The sequence below is a fragment of the Sphingomonas sp. KC8 genome, assembly GCF_002151445.1.
GTDB lineage: Bacteria > Pseudomonadota > Alphaproteobacteria > Sphingomonadales > Sphingomonadaceae > Sphingomonas_E.
In genome coordinates this window covers 191,383-207,443 of the sequence record NZ_CP016306.1, presented here as the reverse complement: position 1 = coordinate 207,443, position 16,061 = coordinate 191,383, and the positions used below count along the sequence as shown (strand labels likewise).

The following is a 16,061-nucleotide window of genomic DNA, read 5'->3' as shown; positions in this document are numbered from 1 at the left end:
GGCTGATGGATTTCCGCTTCACCGAGGACCAGATCACGCTGCGCGACAGCATCCGTGAATTTCTGGAAGGGACACACACACCCGAACTGCTCCGCCGCCTCGACGAGACCGGTGCGCGCGACGAAAGCGTGTGGAACAGCCTGATCGAAATGGGCCTTGGCGGCCTGCTCGTGCCCGAAGATCAGGGCGGTCTGGCCATGGGCCTGATCGAAGCCACGCTGATCGCGGTCGAACTCGGCCGCGCCAACGTCAGCGAACCGATCGTCGACACCGCGTTCGTCGCAGCCCCATGGCTCGCCGCGCGTGGCCAAACCGATCGACTGGCCGATATCGCCGCCGGCGAACTCAAGGTCGCGCTGGCGCATGACGTCAATCCGTGGATCGCCGATCTTGACCAGGCGGGCGCGGTGCTGGCCGGCAACGCGCTGGTCGCGGCTCCTGCGTCGCCGGTCGCGCTCGATACCGTCGATCCGCTCCGTCGCCTGTTCGCACGCGGCGATCTGGGCGGCAACGACACGCATCTGCTCGATCTCGCCGCGCTGATGGCGGCAGCCCAACTGGTTGGCGCGGCCGATCGGATGCTGGCGCTGTCCGTGGATTATGCCAAGCAGCGCGAGCAGTTCGGCCAGCCTATCGGCTCGTTCCAGGCGGTCAAACATCATGCAGCGTCGGTTGCCGTGAAGGTGGAGTTCGCCAAGCCCGTGCTCTGGCGCGCGGCTTACGCCCTCCAGAACGGCCATGCCCGCGCATCGCTCAACGTCAGCCACGCCAAGCTGGCCGCTACCGATGCGGCGATCTTCGCGGCCGAAACCGCGATCCAGATTCATGGCGCGATGGGGTATACCTACGAGGTCGATCTCCATTTCTGGATGAAACGCGCCTGGGCCCTTGCCGGTGCCTGGGGCGATCGTACATTCCATATGAAGCGCATCGATGACGCCGTGATCGGCGGCGGCATCGATCTCGGCCCCGATCGCACTTTCGCAAGCGAGATGATCCATGCCTGAAGCCTATATCGTCGATGCCATCCGGACGCCCACCGGCAAGAAGAAGGGCAGCCTTGCGGCCATGCACCCGGCCGATCTGGGCGCGATCCCGATCAAGGCGATCGTCGATCGCACGGGCATCAATCCCGACGCGGTGGATGATGTCGTCTGGGGCTGCCTCGATGCGATCGGCCCGCAGGCCGGCAATATGGGTCGTACCGCCTGGCTCGCCGCGGGCTATACCGAAGCGGTTCCCGGCGTCACGATCGACCGCCAGTGCGGTTCGTCGCAGCAGGCGATCCACTTCGCGGCGCAGGGCGTGATGTCCGGCACGCAGGATCTGGTGATCGCGGGCGGTTGCCAGAACATGAACGCCATCCCGATTTCGGCCGCGATGTATGCCGGCCAGACCTATGGCTTCGAAACGCCGTTTTCGGGATCGCCGGCATGGGCCGCGCGCTACGGCGATGAAGAAGTGAACCAGATCTACGCGGCCGAAAAGATCGCGAACACCTGGGGCATTTCGCGCCGCGACATGGAAGTGTTCGCAGCCGAAAGCAACGCCCGCGCCGAACGCGCGATCGACGAAGGCCGTTTCGACAGCCAGATCGTTCCGGTCGGCGATTTCAAGATGGACGAAACCGTCCGTCGCGGTACCACGCTTGAGGGCCTTGCCAACCTCAAGACCGTTCGCGAAGGCGGCCTGATCACCGCCGGCGTTTCCAGCCAGATTTCGGATGGCGCGGCCGCCGTGCTGATCGCCAGCGAACGCGCGGTCAAGGAACATGGCCTGAAGCCGCGCGCCCGCATCCACCACCTTACGGTGCGTGGCGACAGCCCCATCTTCATGCTGACCGCGCCGATCCCGGCGACCCGCCACGCGCTGGCCAAGGCCGGTATGAAGCTGTCCGATATCGACCTCGTCGAAATCAACGAAGCCTTCGCCAGCGTCGCGCTGGCATGGGCCAAGGATCTCGATGCAGATCTCAGCAAGGTCAACGTCAATGGCGGCGCCATCGCGCTCGGCCATCCGCTGGGCGCCACCGGTGCCAAACTGATGACCACCCTGCTCTATGAGCTGGAGCGCACCGGCGGCCGTTACGGCCTGCAGACGATGTGCGAAGGCGGCGGTCTCGCCAACGTGACGATCATCGAACGGCTCTAATGCCGGTCTATGCCTTCGAAGGCCTAGTGCCCGTGGTCGATCCGACGACGTTCCTGCACCCGACCGCGGTGCTGATCGGCGACGTCGTGATCGGCCCGGGCTGCTATATCGGCCCGGGAGCGTCGCTGCGCGGCGATTTCGGGCGGGTGGTCGTCGAAGGCAATGCGAGCGTGCAGGACAATTGCACGCTCCACACCTCATCGGAAAGCGACTGCATCGTCGGCTTTGGCTGCACGATCGGCCATGGCGCGGTGCTGCACGGCTGCCGGCTCGGCCGCAACGTGCTGGTCGGCATGAACAGCGTCGTGCTGGATGATGCGGACATCGGCGATGACAGCCTGGTCGCGGCGCTCAGTCTGGTGAAATCGGACATGCGTGCGCCGGCACGCAGCCTGATCGCCGGCAACCCGGCCAAGGTTGCGCGTGAAATTCCGGCCGAAAAAGTGTTCTGGCAGATGGGCGATGATGGCGAATATGTCCGCCTCGCCCGCCGATCGCTGGCCGACTTACAAGAATGCGAACCGCTGAGCGCGGTCGAGCCTGGACGCGGCCGCCCGGCCGGCGGCGCCAGGGCCGTCCGCTTCACGCGGGCGAATTGAACCAGATTACGGAGGAACGACGAGTGGGCATCTGCGAAGGACGCGTTGTAATCGTGACGGGCGCCGGCAACGGCATGGGCAAGGCCTATGCGCTGGGCCTCGCGGCCGAAGGCGCCAAGGTCGTGGTCAACGATCTCGGCGTCGGCACCCATGGCGAAGACGGTGCGACCAAGGGCGCAGCCGAACTGGTCGTCGATGAAATCCGCGCTGCCGGCGGCGAAGCCGTCGCCGACACCGGCGACGTCGCCGATTGGGATGCGGGCAAGCGCATGGTCGATCTCGCTGTCTCCACCTTCGGGCGGCTCGATGCGGTGATCAACAATGCCGGCTTCGTGCGCGATCGCATGTTCGTGTCGTGCACCCCCGAGGAATGGGACGCCGTGACCCGCGTCCACCTGCGTGGCCATTTCTGCACCAGCCGCCACGCCGTCGATTACTGGCGCGCCCAGCAGAAGGCGGGCAACCCCATCGACGCGCGTATCATCAACACCACCAGCGGCGCCGGCCTTCAGGGCAGCATCGGCCAGAGCGCCTATTCGGCAGCCAAGGCCGGGATCGCCACGCTGACCTTGGTGCAGGCCGCCGAACTGGCTCGTTACGGCATCACCGCCAACGCGCTGGCGCCCAACGCCCGCACCCGCATGACCGCGACCGCCTTCGACATGAGCGTCGAAGATGGCGTGTTCGACGTCTATGCCCCGGAAAACATGGCGCCGCTGGTGGCCTACCTCGTCAGCGATCAATCCAAGCACGTCACCGGCCAGGTGTTCGAACTGAAGGGCGGCCGTGTGTTCCTGTCGCAGGGTTGGACCGACAGCCCGGCTTACGACAAGGGCGCACGCCTGACGGCGGACGAAATGGCGCCGATTGTCGACAAGCTTCTGGCGGAACGCGAACCGGCCAAGCCGGTTTACGGCGCGGCCTGAACCGATGACCGCGGGATTGACCGACGACCAGATCTTCATCCGTGACAGCGCGCGGGATTTTCTGCGCGATCAGGCGGATTTTGATCGGCTTCGCAAGGCTGTCGACGGTGACGGCTGGGATCGCGATCTCTGGACCAGCTTTGCCTCGGAACTCGGCTTTGCCGGTATCGGCGTGGCCGAAGCCCATGGCGGCGCCGGCCTCGGGCCGACCGAACTGGCGCTGATCGCCGAGGAACTTGGCCGGACGCTTGCGCCAATCCCCTGGTTCGAAACTGCCGTTCTAGCCGCGACAGCGATTGCGCAAGCGGGCAACGATGCGCAGCAATCGGCGCTGCTCGGCCCGATCGCGCGGGGCGAGACGATCGCGACCCTCGCCATGCGCGATGCGGGCGGCCGGCCGATCCCCGATGGCATCGGCCCGGTGCTGACGCAGGATGACGCAGGATGGCGCTTGGCCGGCCGCGCGCATTTCGCACCGTTCGGGGCGGTTGCCGATCTGCTGGTCGTAGCCGCCCGCACGCCGGGCACCAGTGGCTGGGACGGCATCAGCCTGATCGCCCTGCCCGCATCCGGCCTGACCCGCGAAGCCCTCACCTCGCTCGATCTCACCCGTCCGCTTGCCCATGTCGATTTCGACATGGCGGTGTCGGCGGATGCGATCCTGGGCACGGCGGGCGAAGCTGGCCCGGCGCTGCGTCGCACGCTCGCCATCGCATCGGGCATCCTTGCGTCCGAACAGGTCGGCGGGATGCAGCGCACGCTGGACGAAACGGTCGATTATTCGAAGCAGCGCGTCCAGTTCGGCCGCGTCATCGGTTCGTTCCAGGCGATGAAGCATCGCATGGCGGATATGAAGCTATGGCTGGAAGCCGCCCGTTCGGCCGCTGCCATGGCCGCCGATGCGATCGCCCGCAACGCCGGCGACATGGAAACGCTCTGCGCATCAGCCCGCGCTTATTGCTCGGATGCCTATTTGCGCATGGCCGCGGACGGCATCCAGTTGCATGGCGGCATCGGCTTCACCTGGGAACATCACGCCCATCTGTTCTTCAAGCGCGCGCGTGGATCGGCAAGCCTGCTCGATTCACCCGCGCATCATCGCGAGCTTGTCGCTCGCGCCATCATCGATACGGATCAAGCCGCATGACCAGCATCCCCGCATACCCCACCCCCGTCGGCCTGCTTAAGGGCAAGACCGTCGTCGTCACCGCCGCTGCCGGCACCGGCATCGGCTTCGCCACCGCCAAGCGCGCGGCAGAGGAAGGCGCGACCGTCCTGATCAGCGACTTTCACGAGCGCCGGCTGAACGAAGCCGCCGACAAGATCGCCGAAGCGACCGGCACCCGCCCCTTCGTTCAGATCTGCGACGTCACCAGCGAAGATCAGGTGCAGGCGCTGCGCGATGCCGCCGTGGCCCAGCTCGGCCATGTCGACGTGCTGATCAATAATGCCGGCCTTGGCGGCGAAGTCGACGTCGTCGACATGACCGACGACCAGTGGAACCGCGTGATGGACGTGACGCTGACCAGCGTGTTCCGCATGACCCGCGCTTTCCTGCCCCACATGCAGGGCCGCAAGACCGGCGCAATCGTCAACAATGCGTCTGTGCTCGGCTGGCGCGCCCAGAAGGGCCAGGCCCATTATGCCGCCGCCAAGGCCGGCGTGATGGCCTTCACCCGCTGTTCGGCCGTCGAAGCCGCCGAACATGGCGTGCGGATCAACGCCGTTTCGCCCTCGATCGCGATGCACGCCTTCCTCGCCAAGGTCACGACGGACGAACTGTTGTCCGAACTCACCAGCCGCGAAGCGTTCGGCCGCGCCGCCGAAGTGTGGGAAATCTCCAACGTCATGCTGTTCCTTGCCTCCGATCTGGCGAGCTACATGACCGGCGAAGTGATTTCCGTGTCGAGCCAGAGGGCCTGATCATGGCCACGGTCTATGCCAAGCCGCACGATCTGATCGGCCAGGAAGGCACCAAGCTGGGGCCGACCGACTGGCTGACGATCGATCAGAAGCGCATCGACGGCTTTGCCGAGGTGACAGGCGATGATCAGTGGATCCACGTCGATGTCGAACGCGCAAAGACCGGGCCGTTCGGCCGCACGATCGCGCACGGCTATCTGACGCTGAGCCTGGCCAATTATTTCCTGCCACAACTGATCGACGTACAGGGTTTCGTCCATGCGGTGAACGTCGGAACCGACAAGACCCGCTTCCTCGCCCCCGTGCCGGAAGGCTCGCGGATCCGTGGCGTGGGCGAGATTGTCGGCGTCGAAGAGATCAAGGGCGCGATCCAGTTGGTCGTGCGCATCACGATCGAAATCGAAGGCGGCGATAAGCCGGCCTGCGTGGTCGATACCATCGGCCGCTACTTTCCGGAGTAAGAGAGAGATGCCCACCCACGATCAGATGGTTGCCGCCGTCCACGGCTATGTGAACGCATTCGCCAACAATGATCCGGCCGCCGTTGCGGCGCTGTTCGCCCCCGATGCGACGGTGGAAGATCCGATCGGTTCGCCCCAGCATAAGGGCCATGATGCGATCCTCGCTTTCTACACCGAATCGATGAAGACCGGTGCCAAGCTGACGCTGGAAGGCCCGATCCGCACGGCCGGCGATTATGCCGCTTTTGCTTTTTCTGTCTCGTTGGCTTTCAAGGATACGGCGCGTATTGATGTGATCGATACCTTCCGCTTCAACGAAGACGGCAAGGTCGTCGAGATGCGCGCCTATTTCGGGCCAAACAATATGCAGGGAATGTGATCAGTCATGCGTGAAGCCGTAATCGTTTCCACCGCCCGTACCGGCGTCGGCAAGGCCTATCGCGGGGCGTTCAATGATACCGAAGCGCCGGTGCTGTCGGGCCATGTCGTCCGCGCGGCAGTCGAGCGCTCCGGTCTCGATCCGGCCCGCATCGACGACATCTTCCTCGGCGTTGGCACCCAATCCGGCACCCAGAGCTACAATATGGGTCGTCTGACGGCGGCGACCGCAGGCCTCGGCCAGAGCGTCGCCGGCTTCGCGCTCGATCGCAAATGTGGTTCGGGCCTGACCGCCGTGGCGCTGGCCGCGCGTTCGATCATCGCGGGTGACATTGATGCCGCCGTTGCAGGCGGTGTCGAGTCCATCTCGCTCACGCTGACCAAGCATGCGTCGACCTATCGCAATCGCAGTCAGGCTGTGATCGCGGCCGAACCGCACGCTTATATGGCGATGATCGAAACGGCTGAAATCGTCGCCGATCGTTACGGTATCTCGCGCGAGGCGCAGGACGCGTTCTCGGCACAGAGCCAGCAGCGCGCGGGCGCGGCAACGGCCGCTGGACGCTTCTCCGACGAAATCGTGCCGATCACCGTCCAAAAGGCATTGTTCGACAAGGAAGGCAATGAAACCGGCAAGGAGAGCGTGACGCTCGACCGGGATGAAGGCATTCGCGGCGACACCACCGCCGAAGGCCTCGCCAACCTGAAGCCCGTCTTCAAGAATGGCGACATCATCAAGGAAGGCCGTTTCATCACGGCCGGCAATGCCAGCCAGCTTTCCGATGGTGCGTCGGCCCAGGTCGTCGTCGACCGGGCGATCGCCGAAAAGGAAGGGCTGCCGATCCTGGGCATCTATCGTGGTTTCCAGGTCGCCGGTTGCGCGCCCGAGGAAATGGGTATCGGCCCGGTTTTCGCGATCCCGAAGCTGCTCGATCGCGCAGGCCTCAAGATTTCCGACATCGGCCTGTGGGAAATCAACGAAGCCTTCGCTTCGCAGGCGATCTACTGCCAGCAGAAGCTGGGCATCGATCCCGAACTGCTGAACGTGAACGGCGGCGGCATCGCCATCGGCCACCCGTTCGGCATGACCGGTTCGCGCCTCGTTGGCGGTGCGCTGATCGAAGCCAAGCGCCGTGGCGTCAAATATGCCGTCGTGTCCATGTGCATCGCGGGCGGCATGGGCGCTGCCGGCCTGTTCGAGATCGCCTGATGATCACTATCAACGTCACCACCCGCGACGGTGATCGCCAGCAAATCGACGGCGTCGAAGGAACGGCGTTGATGGAAATGCTGCGCGATGCCGGGCTGGGCATCGATGGAACCTGCGGGGGCATGTGCTCCTGCGGGTCCTGCCACGTCTATATCGCCAATGGCGCTAGTCTCGCCGAGCAGAGCGAAGACGAGCATGACATGCTGGAAGGGATGGCCGAGATCGTCGAGGTCCGCCCCTCTTCGCGCCTGTCATGCCAAGTGATGCTCAAGCCCGAAATGGATGGGCTTGAGGTCGAGGTCGCCCCGCAATTCTGAGGGCGTATTTCTGAAATCGGCGGCGGGCCTGGGGCGTTACGTGCGCAGGCCCGCCAGCCAATCGACGATCATCCGCCGGCCCGCAGCGACTGCCACCGGCCCATGTTCGTCATGATCCGCCCGCATTTGTGCAGCGGACTGCCCGGCGGCGGCGATCGCATCGGGCCATTTATCCAGCCATGAATCGAAGCGCGGATCTTCGCCCATTTCCGCGTGAAACTGCAGCGCAAGCAGGTTCGGTCCCCGCCGGAATGCCTGCTGCGCATAAATGCCGGTCGATGCGAGCAATTCGGTTCCATCCGGCAAATCAAATGTATCGCCATGCCAGTGGAGCACGGGCACGTCCTCCAGATGACGGAGCGGCGACCCCGCCCCCACCGGGTTGAGCGCGACGGGTGCGAACCCAACTTCCTGCCGCCCGCCCGGATAGACGCGCGCGCCGAGGCCCGCCGCCATCATCTGCGCGCCAAGACACACGCCAAGCGTCGGCCGATCGGCGGCCATCCGTTCGGACAGCCGCGCTATCTGGCAGGCGATCCATGGATGCGCCTCGCTTTCATAGACCCCCATCGGCCCGCCCATCATGACGACGAGATCGGGCGCAAGGAAATCCACCGACGGGAATGCCGGATCGGTAACGTCGATGCGGTCGACGTTGAAGCCCGCATCCTCAATAGGCGCGCGGAACCCCGCCACGCCTTCGACGGGCACATGCCGAATGATCAGCGCGTGCTTCAACGGGATCAGTTTCCGGTCAGGATGCGATCGACGAGTTGCTTCACCGTCGGCACGAAACCGTTCGAATAGAACGGATCCTGCTTGAACTGGTAGGCCGAATGCCCAGCGAACATCAGATTCTGTTCAACATCACCACCATGGGCGATGTCCTGCAAAGTCTTTTGAATGCAGAAGCTGCGCGGATCGGCCAGTCGCCCGGTCGAATTGCCCTCGGCATCCGCCCAGGACGAAAAACCGCACTGGCTGAGACAGCCCATGCAATCGGCCTGATCCTTGCGGATTTCCTTGGTTTCTTCCGGCGTGACGAAAACCAGCGTGTTATCCGGCGTCTTGAGCGCGGTAGTGTAGCCAAGGCCATACCATTCGCGCGCATGCATCAGATCGTTGCGCGTGACCCAGAAATTCTTGCCCTTGACGCCAACGTCGAGCTGGAACTGGTGGTCGCCGGCCGCTTCGCCCGAAAAAGCGATCTGCCGTTCGGAGCGTCCCTCCAGATTGCGTAGGAACGGGTTGCGCACCGCCGACGAATAAAAGCCCGTCGGCGAGAAACGGTGCAGCAGGATATCCCCTTCATCCAGCGTCGTCAGGCGATCTTTCCACGCTTGTGGAATCGGACTTTCCTCGGTCAGCAACGGCCGCGTGCCGAACTGGAAGGCAATCTGGCCGAGTTCCGGATTGTCGATCCACTCGTTCCAGTCGCGCAGGTACCAGACACCGCCCGCCATCACGATCGGCACGCTATCAGGGATGCCCCCTTCGCGCATCGTTGCCCGCAGCTCCCGGACGCGCGGATAGGGATCCTGCGGTTTCAGGGGATCTTCGGCGTTGGACAGGCCGTTATGGCCACCGGCAAGCCACGGATCTTCGTAGACAACCGCTGCCAGCCATTCGGCGGCCTTCGAATAGGCCCGTTTCCAAAGTGCGCGGAAGGCGCGGCCGGAACTGACGATCGGCAGATAATGAACGCCGTAGGAGGCCGTGATTTCGGACAGCTTATAAGGCATGCCCGCGCCACAGGTGACACCCGCAACCATCCCGCGCGTCTGTTCGAGAACGCCGTGCAGCACGCGTTGCGCACCGCCCATTTCCCAAAGCACGTTGATGTTGATGGCGCCCTTGCCACCGGCAATATCATAGGCACGCTTAACCTGTTCGACCGCGCCATCGATGGCGTAGGCGATCAGTTCTTCGTGCCGCTCGCGCCGCGTGAGCGCGTTGTAGACCTGCGGGACGATCTTGCCTTCGGGATCGTAGCTGTCGGCGTTGACCGCCGAAACCGTGCCGATCCCGCCAGCAGCCGCCCACGCCCCCGAACTCATATGGTTGGTTGCCGCAACGCCTTTACCGCCTTCGATCAACGGCCACACTTCGCGTCCGCCATAGAGGATCGGCCGCACACCCTTGAACAATCATGCCTCCATGAAAAAATCGCCCCCCTATAGGCCAGACCGCAGCGAAATGCGCGCGAAAAGCGCGCCTGCGCACGATGTGCCAAAGGAGGGCGAAATTCGGCCTATAAGCCGTAAAAAGCCAAGGCCCGACAATAGATTACAATATCACGGCGCCATCCATTCGCCGCCATTGATGTCGAGCACCGCACCGGTGACCATCTTCGTATAATCGGAAACGAACATCAGCACCGACTTGGCGCATTCTTCCTCCGGCGGAATCTGGCCAAGCGGAATGCGCTGCGCAACATCTGCCGCAATCGCCTCCACCGTCGTTCCGGAATGCGCCGCCATGCCTTCGAGCGCGTTGCGCACCGGATCACCCCACAGCCAGCCCATGCGGGTGGCGTTGACGCGGATATTATATTGCCCAACTTCGGCGGCAAGCTGGCGCGACGCCGTAACAAGGGCGCCCTTGGCAATCGCGTAGGACAGCGAACCGCCCGGCAGCGGCTTCAGCGACTGCATCGTCGCGACATTGACGATCGCGCCTTCCCGCCGCGCCTTCATATGCGGCAGCACCGCCTGCGCCATGCGCGCAGCACCCATGCAGGCCACGTCGATCGTATGTGCCCAGCCTTCGATATCCGCATCGTCGAACGGGCCATTATCACCCGGCGCATAAGCGCTGTTGACGAGACCGTCGATGCGGCCGAAGCGTTCGACGCCTGCGGCAACCAGCCGGTCGCACTGCGCTCGATCCGATACGTCGGTCGACAGCGCGACCGCCGCTCCGCCAGCAGCTTCGATCTCGGCCTTCACTTCATCCAGAAACGCCTGCTTGCGTGCGCCCATGACGACGCTGGCGCCTTCTTCGGCAGCAAGCTTCGCCATTGCCCGGCCCATCCCCGGGCCGACGCCGGTGATAATGATAACCTTGTCCTTAAGCAGCATGTCCGTCTCTCCCGTTGGCGATGTTCGCCCTGGCTGCAGACGGCCTATGGCTCCCTACCCGCACGGGCAAGCGCCCCGCTGACGGTTATGTCCCACTTGCGAAAACAGGACAGCCAGAACAAGGGCACCGCCCCGTGCTCTTACACCGGGGCCGATTGCAGCCGGGTGCGCGCCTTCACGCGCATCTGCAGAATCAACCAGGCAGCAAGCGCCGCGACAAACAACCATCCCCACATGAAACGATAAAATGGAAAGCTGTAATCGCGCGTGAATGAGCGCCCGGCTTCCACTTCAAGCCCGTGCAGCGTCTCGGCATCCAGCGGATAGGCACGCAAGCCAGTCGGTGTTTCATCGAACAGCACAAGGCCGAGTTCGGGATAAGCCACGAATGGCAGGCCAATCAGTGCAACTTCGCGATAGGAATAGCCCAGCATCGGCGGTGAATTGGCGCCCTCGCGGGGATCGCCAAGCGCAGGCACGATCACCACCCCGTCATTCAAAAGCTGATTGAGCCTAACCTCGTCAACCTTGCCCGCAAGCATCGCCACATGATCCACGCCCGGCCGGCTGGTGAACCGCCAGTCACGACCGCCGAACAGCAAGGCCGTGGCGATCCCGATGCCAACGACCATCAGCAATATGTGCCGGGTCATTCTCCGTCCTCTCCCACGCGCAGCACGATCTTACCCACATGATCGCCCGATTCCATGTGTGCATGGGCAGCGGACGCCTCGGCCAGCGGAAATATCCGATCGATCACCGGCCGTAGCCGCCCGTCGCGGACCATCGGCCATACCGCGTCGGACAGTTCGGTTGCCACCAGCGCCTTGAACTCAGTGGATCGCCCCCGCAGCGTCGACCCCGTCAATGTCAGGCGCCGGCGCATGATATCCCAAATCGAAATTTCCGCCTTTGCGCCACCCTGGATCGCGATCGAAACATGGCGACCATCATCGGCAAGACAGGCAAGATTGCGCGGGACATAATCGCCGCCGACCATATCGAGCACCGCCTGGCATCCGGTGCCCGCCGTGAAGCGCCGCACTTCCTCGACGAAATCCTGGGTTCGGTAATTGATTGCCAGATCCGCACCGATCGCGCGCGCGCGCGCGCATTTCTCGTCCGATCCTGCCGTCACGATCACCTTGAGACCGAACAACTTCCCAAGCACGATCGCCATCGTGCCAATGCCGCTGGTGCCCCCGTGAACAAGGACCGTATCGCCTTCGGCCGCGTAGGCACGCTCGAACAGGTTGGTCCACACGGTGAACAGGGTTTCAGGCAAGGCCGCAGCATCGGTCATGGCCAGGCCGGGAGGCACGGTCAGGCACTGGCCGATCGACGCCACGGCATATTCCGCATAGCCGCCGCCCGCCACCAGCGCGCACACCGTACGGCCGATCCAGTCCGAATCGACGCCATCGCCAATCGCAACGATGCGGCCGGCAATTTCCAGCCCCGGAATGCTCGGTGCGCCGGGCGGCGGTGGATAAAGCCCCTTGCGCTGCATCACATCCGGCCGGTTCACGCCGGCGGCGGCAACACGCACCAGCACTTCACCGGCACCGGGCCGGGGTACGGGGCGTTCGACAAGGCAAAGCACTTCCGGGCCACCTGTCTCGTCTGGATCGATCGCTCGCATCTGGAGCGGAAGCGCGGCCATAATTCCCCCATTCGGCGCTTTTGTTATTCGCCGGTTTATTGACATGGCGCGCGCGCCGGTCAACGCTTCCGCATATGGATGCAGACGATAATTTACCAAAACGGCGCGATGACCTGCTGACGCTTATTCGTCTCCAGGATCTGGACCCTTTTTCCGTGGACGAGTTGCAGGCACGCATTTCCGCCCTGGAAGCGGAGATCGCACGCACGCGCTGCAAGATTGAAGCCGCGGTTAACCATCGCGCAACCGCGGAAGGCCTATTCAAGCGGTGATGGCGATCGCGCCTGCACGCGACACGCATCATTGGGCCAGGGCACGGCACGTTCTTGATGAATGGGCTGCGGCTCACGACATAGGCACTAACGGGTCGCACCTCCCACGCGACCTGAAGGAGTAGACTGCAATGCCCTCATTCGCCCGCGAACTGGAGCAGACCCTTCATAACGCGCTGTCGGCAGCTTCAAGCCGCCGCCACGAATATGCGACGCTGGAGCATCTGCTGCTCGCGCTGGTCGATGACGAACATGCCTCGAAGGTGATGACGGCGTGCGGCGTGGAACTTGGCGACCTGAAGGAAGCGGTACGGCTCTATCTCGATACCGAACTCGATGCGCTGAAGGTCGAGGGCAATACCGATCCGTCGCCGACCAGCGGCTTCCAGCGCGTCGTCCAACGCGCGATCCTGCATGTCCAGTCGTCGGGACGCGAGGAAGTGACCGGGGCCAATGTGCTCGTCGCGCTCTTTTCCGAACGGGAAAGCTATGCCGTCTATTTCCTCCAGCAGCAGGATATGAGCCGGCTGGATGCGGTAAGCTATATCAGCCACGGCGTCGGCAAGGCCGGCCAGCCAACCGAACAGCGTGAGGTGAAGGGCGTCGAGGAAGAAAAGGCGCAGAAACAGGATGGCAAGAAGGGCGAAAGCGCACTCAAGCAATTCTGCGTCAACCTGAACGAAAAGGCCAAGGATGGCCGCGTCGATCCGCTTATCGGCCGTGGCCCCGAAGTGGACCGCACGGTTCAGATTCTATGCCGGCGTTCAAAGAACAACCCGCTTTATGTGGGCGATCCGGGCGTCGGGAAAACCGCCATTGCCGAAGGGCTGGCGCGCAAGATCGTCGAAGGTGACGTACCCGAAGTGCTGTTGCCGGCGGTGATCTATTCGCTCGATATGGGCGCATTGCTGGCCGGCACCCGCTATCGCGGCGATTTCGAAGAACGGCTGAAGCAGGTCGTCACCGAATTGGAAAAGCTGCCGCACGCCGTGCTGTTCATAGATGAGATCCACACGGTGATCGGCGCGGGCGCGACATCGGGCGGCGCGATGGATGCGTCGAACCTGCTCAAGCCCGCTTTGTCAGGCGGCGCGATCCGCTGCATCGGTTCGACCACCTACAAGGAATTTCGCAACCATTTCGAAAAGGATCGCGCGCTGTTGCGCCGGTTCCAGAAGATCGACGTCAACGAACCCACGGTGGAAGACACGATCAAGATCCTCACCGGCCTGCGCTCGGCGTTTGAAGAACATCATTCGGTGAAATATACGCCCGACGCGATCAAATCCGCGGTCGAACTATCGGCGCGCTACATCAACGATCGCAAGCTGCCCGACAAGGCGATCGACGTGATCGACGAAGTCGGCGCGATGCAGATGCTGGTGCCACCGTCCAAGCGCAAGAAAGTGATCACCCCCAAGGAAATCGAAATGGTGATCGCGACGATGGCGCGTATCCCGGCGAAATCCGTATCGACCGACGACAAGAAGGTGCTGGAGACACTGGAAACCGATCTCAAACGGGTCGTGTTCGGCCAGAACAAGGCGATCGAACTGCTTTCGTCGGCGATCAAACTCAGCCGCGCGGGGCTGCGCGATCCCGACAAGCCGATCGGCAACTATCTGTTTTCCGGCCCCACCGGCGTCGGCAAGACCGAAGTCGCCCGTCAATTGGCGTCGATCATGGGCATTCCGCTCCAGCGGTTCGACATGTCCGAATATATGGAACGCCATTCGGTCAGCCGCCTGATCGGCGCGCCTCCGGGCTATGTCGGCTATGATCAGGGCGGGTTGTTGACCGATGCTGTCGACCAGCACCCCCATTCGGTATTGCTGCTCGACGAAGTGGAAAAGGCGCATCCCGATCTGTTCAACATCCTGTTGCAGGTGATGGACAACGGCAAGCTGACCGATCACCACGGCAAAACCGTCGACTTCCGCAACACGATCCTGATCATGACCACCAATGCCGGCGCGTCCGACATGGCACGCGAGGGCATCGGTTTCGGGGCAAGCAACCGCGAGGATGTGCAGGAAGAAGCGGTGAAGAAGATGTTCACCCCCGAATTCCGCAACCGGCTCGATGCGATCGTGCCGTTCGGCTATCTGCCGCCGGAAGTCGTCAGCCGGGTTGTCGAAAAGTTCATCCTGCAACTCGAACTGCAACTGGCTGATCGCGATGTCCACATCGCGCTCGACGAAGAGGCGAAGGCGTGGCTGACCACCAAGGGCTATGACAAGCTGTACGGCGCACGGCCGATGGGCCGCCTGATCCAGGAAAAGATCAAGCAGCCGCTGGCCGAAGAATTGCTGTTCGGCAAGCTGGTCCATGGCGGCGAGGTAAAGGTGCGGCTGAAGGACGATGCACTCGCCTTTGAAATCGTCGCCGCCGCCCCCAAACGCCCGAAAAAGGGGCAACCGAAAGCCAAAGTGAAAAGCTGATTTTTACCCGTCGTCCTGATCCGATCAGGATGGCGGGCCGGGATCCGGTGCCAGCACCGGATCCCGCAGCAATCGCTTCACCACGCGCCGCAGCATGATCAGTAATAGGATCATTGCGATTGCAAACAGCACCGCGATCGCGACGGCAGCGACCGGATTGGCGAGGGCGAGATAAAGCAAGCCAGCCGTCGCCACATCTTCGCCAGTGGACACCGCGACATTGCTGAACGGTTCGGGACTGGCGTTGACGACCACGCGTGCCCCAGCCTTCGCCCCGTGGCTCAGCAAGGCGGCCCCACCCCCCAACAGAAAACTGATCACCTGCCACGCCGGATCCTGCGCATCGACGATCGCCATCGCCAGCAACGCACCCCCCACGGGGCGGACCAGCGTGTGGATCGCATCCCACACCGAATCGAGCAGCACGATCTTGTCGGCGAAAAATTCGGCGATCAGGCCAAGACCGGCGATGCCCAGCACCCAAGGGTTAGCAAGAACATCGAGCGCCGCCAGGTGGTGGGGCAATTCGATCCAGCCGGTCCGCATCGCAAGGCCTGTCGCGAACACGCACAGATAGAGCCGCCAGCCTGCGAGCAGGCTGACACTGGCGGCGATCCCAAGCAGTTCCACCACGCCCATG

General features: G+C 63.3%; 18 protein-coding genes. 12 read left to right on the top strand and 6 right to left on the bottom strand.

All coding sequences use genetic code 11. From position 1 onward, the window contains the following. Nucleotides 1-5 precede the first annotated feature (5 nt). The 10 genes from KC8_RS01020 to KC8_RS00975 are packed head-to-tail and all read left to right on the top strand — an operon-like array spanning nt 6 to nt 7,965. Entirely contained in the window at nt 6-1,007 is a 1,002-nt protein-coding gene (locus tag KC8_RS01020; protein WP_010125402.1) for an acyl-CoA dehydrogenase family protein, read from the top strand. After that, nucleotides 1,000-2,151 (top strand): acetyl-CoA C-acetyltransferase, encoded by a 1,152-nt coding sequence (locus KC8_RS01015; protein ID WP_010125401.1) that lies wholly within the window; start codon nt 1,000-1,002, stop codon nt 2,149-2,151. The genes KC8_RS01020 and KC8_RS01015 overlap by 8 nt, the downstream gene beginning before the upstream one ends. After that, nucleotides 2,151-2,750 (top strand): gamma carbonic anhydrase family protein, encoded by a 600-nt coding sequence (locus tag KC8_RS01010; protein WP_010125399.1) that lies wholly within the window; start codon nt 2,151-2,153, stop codon nt 2,748-2,750. Before KC8_RS01015 ends, KC8_RS01010 begins: the two co-directional genes overlap by 1 nt. 23 nt (nt 2,751-2,773) lie before the next feature. Beyond that, nucleotides 2,774-3,676 (top strand): SDR family oxidoreductase, encoded by a 903-nt coding sequence (locus tag KC8_RS01005; protein ID WP_010125398.1) that lies wholly within the window; start codon nt 2,774-2,776, stop codon nt 3,674-3,676. Between the two features lie 4 nt (nt 3,677-3,680). Next, nucleotides 3,681-4,823 (top strand): acyl-CoA dehydrogenase family protein, encoded by a 1,143-nt coding sequence (locus KC8_RS01000; protein WP_010125397.1) that lies wholly within the window; start codon nt 3,681-3,683, stop codon nt 4,821-4,823. After that, on the top strand, nt 4,820-5,599 hold the full coding sequence (locus KC8_RS00995; protein WP_010125396.1) for an SDR family oxidoreductase: 780 nt from the start codon (nt 4,820-4,822) through the stop codon (nt 5,597-5,599). Before KC8_RS01000 ends, KC8_RS00995 begins: the two co-directional genes overlap by 4 nt. A gap of 2 nt (nt 5,600-5,601) precedes the next feature. Further along, nucleotides 5,602-6,060 carry a MaoC family dehydratase gene (locus KC8_RS00990; RefSeq protein WP_010125395.1) on the top strand — a complete coding sequence of 153 codons (459 nt, stop codon included), beginning with the start codon at nt 5,602-5,604 and terminating at the stop codon, nt 6,058-6,060. A 7-nt stretch (nt 6,061-6,067) separates the two neighbouring features. Then, nucleotides 6,068-6,439 (top strand): nuclear transport factor 2 family protein, encoded by a 372-nt coding sequence (locus KC8_RS00985; protein WP_029624523.1) that lies wholly within the window; start codon nt 6,068-6,070, stop codon nt 6,437-6,439. 6 nt (nt 6,440-6,445) lie between these two features. After that, nucleotides 6,446-7,648 (top strand): thiolase family protein, encoded by a 1,203-nt coding sequence (locus KC8_RS00980; RefSeq protein WP_010125393.1) that lies wholly within the window; start codon nt 6,446-6,448, stop codon nt 7,646-7,648. Continuing rightward, complete coding sequence (locus tag KC8_RS00975) at nt 7,648-7,965, top strand: 2Fe-2S iron-sulfur cluster-binding protein (RefSeq protein ID WP_010125391.1); 318 nt, start codon at nt 7,648-7,650, stop codon at nt 7,963-7,965. The genes KC8_RS00980 and KC8_RS00975 overlap by 1 nt, the downstream gene beginning before the upstream one ends. Before the next feature lie 36 nt (nt 7,966-8,001). Here the strand turns inward: KC8_RS00975 and KC8_RS00970 are convergent, their stop codons facing one another. The 5 genes from KC8_RS00970 to KC8_RS00950 form a co-directional block, all read right to left on the bottom strand. Continuing rightward, nucleotides 8,002-8,703: a glutamine amidotransferase gene (locus KC8_RS00970; protein ID WP_010125390.1), complete on the bottom strand. Its 702-nt coding sequence runs from the start codon at nt 8,701-8,703 to the stop codon at nt 8,002-8,004. 5 nt (nt 8,704-8,708) lie between these two features. Further along, nucleotides 8,709-10,112 (bottom strand): NAD(P)H-dependent flavin oxidoreductase, encoded by a 1,404-nt coding sequence (locus tag KC8_RS00965; protein ID WP_010125389.1) that lies wholly within the window; start codon nt 10,110-10,112, stop codon nt 8,709-8,711. A 147-nt stretch (nt 10,113-10,259) separates the two neighbouring features. Then, on the bottom strand, nt 10,260-11,045 hold the full coding sequence (locus KC8_RS00960) for an SDR family oxidoreductase (protein ID WP_010125388.1): 786 nt from the start codon (nt 11,043-11,045) through the stop codon (nt 10,260-10,262). A 140-nt stretch (nt 11,046-11,185) separates the two neighbouring features. After that, entirely contained in the window at nt 11,186-11,698 is a 513-nt protein-coding gene (locus tag KC8_RS00955; RefSeq protein ID WP_029624522.1) for a hypothetical protein, read from the bottom strand. Next, on the bottom strand, nt 11,695-12,708 hold the full coding sequence (locus tag KC8_RS00950) for an NAD(P)H-quinone oxidoreductase (RefSeq protein ID WP_010125386.1): 1,014 nt from the start codon (nt 12,706-12,708) through the stop codon (nt 11,695-11,697). The genes KC8_RS00955 and KC8_RS00950 overlap by 4 nt, the downstream gene beginning before the upstream one ends. A 74-nt stretch (nt 12,709-12,782) precedes the next feature. Here KC8_RS00950 and KC8_RS00945 point away from each other — a divergent pair, with 74 nt between their 5' ends. Together KC8_RS00945 and clpA are read left to right on the top strand one after the other, a co-directional pair. Next, nucleotides 12,783-12,980, top strand: a complete 198-nt coding sequence (locus KC8_RS00945) for a DUF1192 domain-containing protein (protein ID WP_010125385.1) — start codon at nt 12,783-12,785, stop codon at nt 12,978-12,980. A gap of 131 nt (nt 12,981-13,111) precedes the next feature. Further along, nucleotides 13,112-15,421 (top strand): ATP-dependent Clp protease ATP-binding subunit ClpA, encoded by a 2,310-nt coding sequence (clpA, locus tag KC8_RS00940; RefSeq protein ID WP_010125383.1) that lies wholly within the window; start codon nt 13,112-13,114, stop codon nt 15,419-15,421. A gap of 24 nt (nt 15,422-15,445) precedes the next feature. Here the strand turns inward: clpA and KC8_RS00935 are convergent, their stop codons facing one another. Further along, complete coding sequence (locus KC8_RS00935) at nt 15,446-16,060, bottom strand: DUF4126 domain-containing protein (protein WP_010125382.1); 615 nt, start codon at nt 16,058-16,060, stop codon at nt 15,446-15,448. Between the last annotated feature and the right edge of the window lies 1 nt (nt 16,061).

What these genes read in the sequence shown, in the direction of transcription:
- KC8_RS01020 (WP_010125402.1), top strand. Translation starts at nt 6, where the DNA reads ATGGATTTCCGCTTCACCGAGGACCAGATCACGCTGCGCGACAGCATC.
- KC8_RS01015 (WP_010125401.1), top strand. Translation starts at nt 1,000, where the DNA reads ATGCCTGAAGCCTATATCGTCGATGCCATCCGGACGCCCACCGGCAAG.
- KC8_RS01010 (WP_010125399.1), top strand. Translation starts at nt 2,151, where the DNA reads ATGCCGGTCTATGCCTTCGAAGGCCTAGTGCCCGTGGTCGATCCGACG.
- KC8_RS01000 (WP_010125397.1), top strand. Translation starts at nt 3,681, where the DNA reads ATGACCGCGGGATTGACCGACGACCAGATCTTCATCCGTGACAGCGCG.
- KC8_RS00995 (WP_010125396.1), top strand. Translation starts at nt 4,820, where the DNA reads ATGACCAGCATCCCCGCATACCCCACCCCCGTCGGCCTGCTTAAGGGC.
- KC8_RS00990 (WP_010125395.1), top strand. Translation starts at nt 5,602, where the DNA reads ATGGCCACGGTCTATGCCAAGCCGCACGATCTGATCGGCCAGGAAGGC.
- KC8_RS00985 (WP_029624523.1), top strand. Translation starts at nt 6,068, where the DNA reads ATGCCCACCCACGATCAGATGGTTGCCGCCGTCCACGGCTATGTGAAC.
- KC8_RS00980 (WP_010125393.1), top strand. Translation starts at nt 6,446, where the DNA reads ATGCGTGAAGCCGTAATCGTTTCCACCGCCCGTACCGGCGTCGGCAAG.
- KC8_RS00975 (WP_010125391.1), top strand. Translation starts at nt 7,648, where the DNA reads ATGATCACTATCAACGTCACCACCCGCGACGGTGATCGCCAGCAAATC.
- KC8_RS00960 (WP_010125388.1), bottom strand. Translation starts at nt 11,045, where the DNA reads ATGCTGCTTAAGGACAAGGTTATCATTATCACCGGCGTCGGCCCGGGG.
- KC8_RS00955 (WP_029624522.1), bottom strand. Translation starts at nt 11,698, where the DNA reads ATGACCCGGCACATATTGCTGATGGTCGTTGGCATCGGGATCGCCACG.
- KC8_RS00950 (WP_010125386.1), bottom strand. Translation starts at nt 12,708, where the DNA reads ATGGCCGCGCTTCCGCTCCAGATGCGAGCGATCGATCCAGACGAGACA.
- KC8_RS00945 (WP_010125385.1), top strand. Translation starts at nt 12,783, where the DNA reads ATGGATGCAGACGATAATTTACCAAAACGGCGCGATGACCTGCTGACG.
- clpA (WP_010125383.1), top strand. Translation starts at nt 13,112, where the DNA reads ATGCCCTCATTCGCCCGCGAACTGGAGCAGACCCTTCATAACGCGCTG.
- KC8_RS00935 (WP_010125382.1), bottom strand. Translation starts at nt 16,060, where the DNA reads ATGGGCGTGGTGGAACTGCTTGGGATCGCCGCCAGTGTCAGCCTGCTC.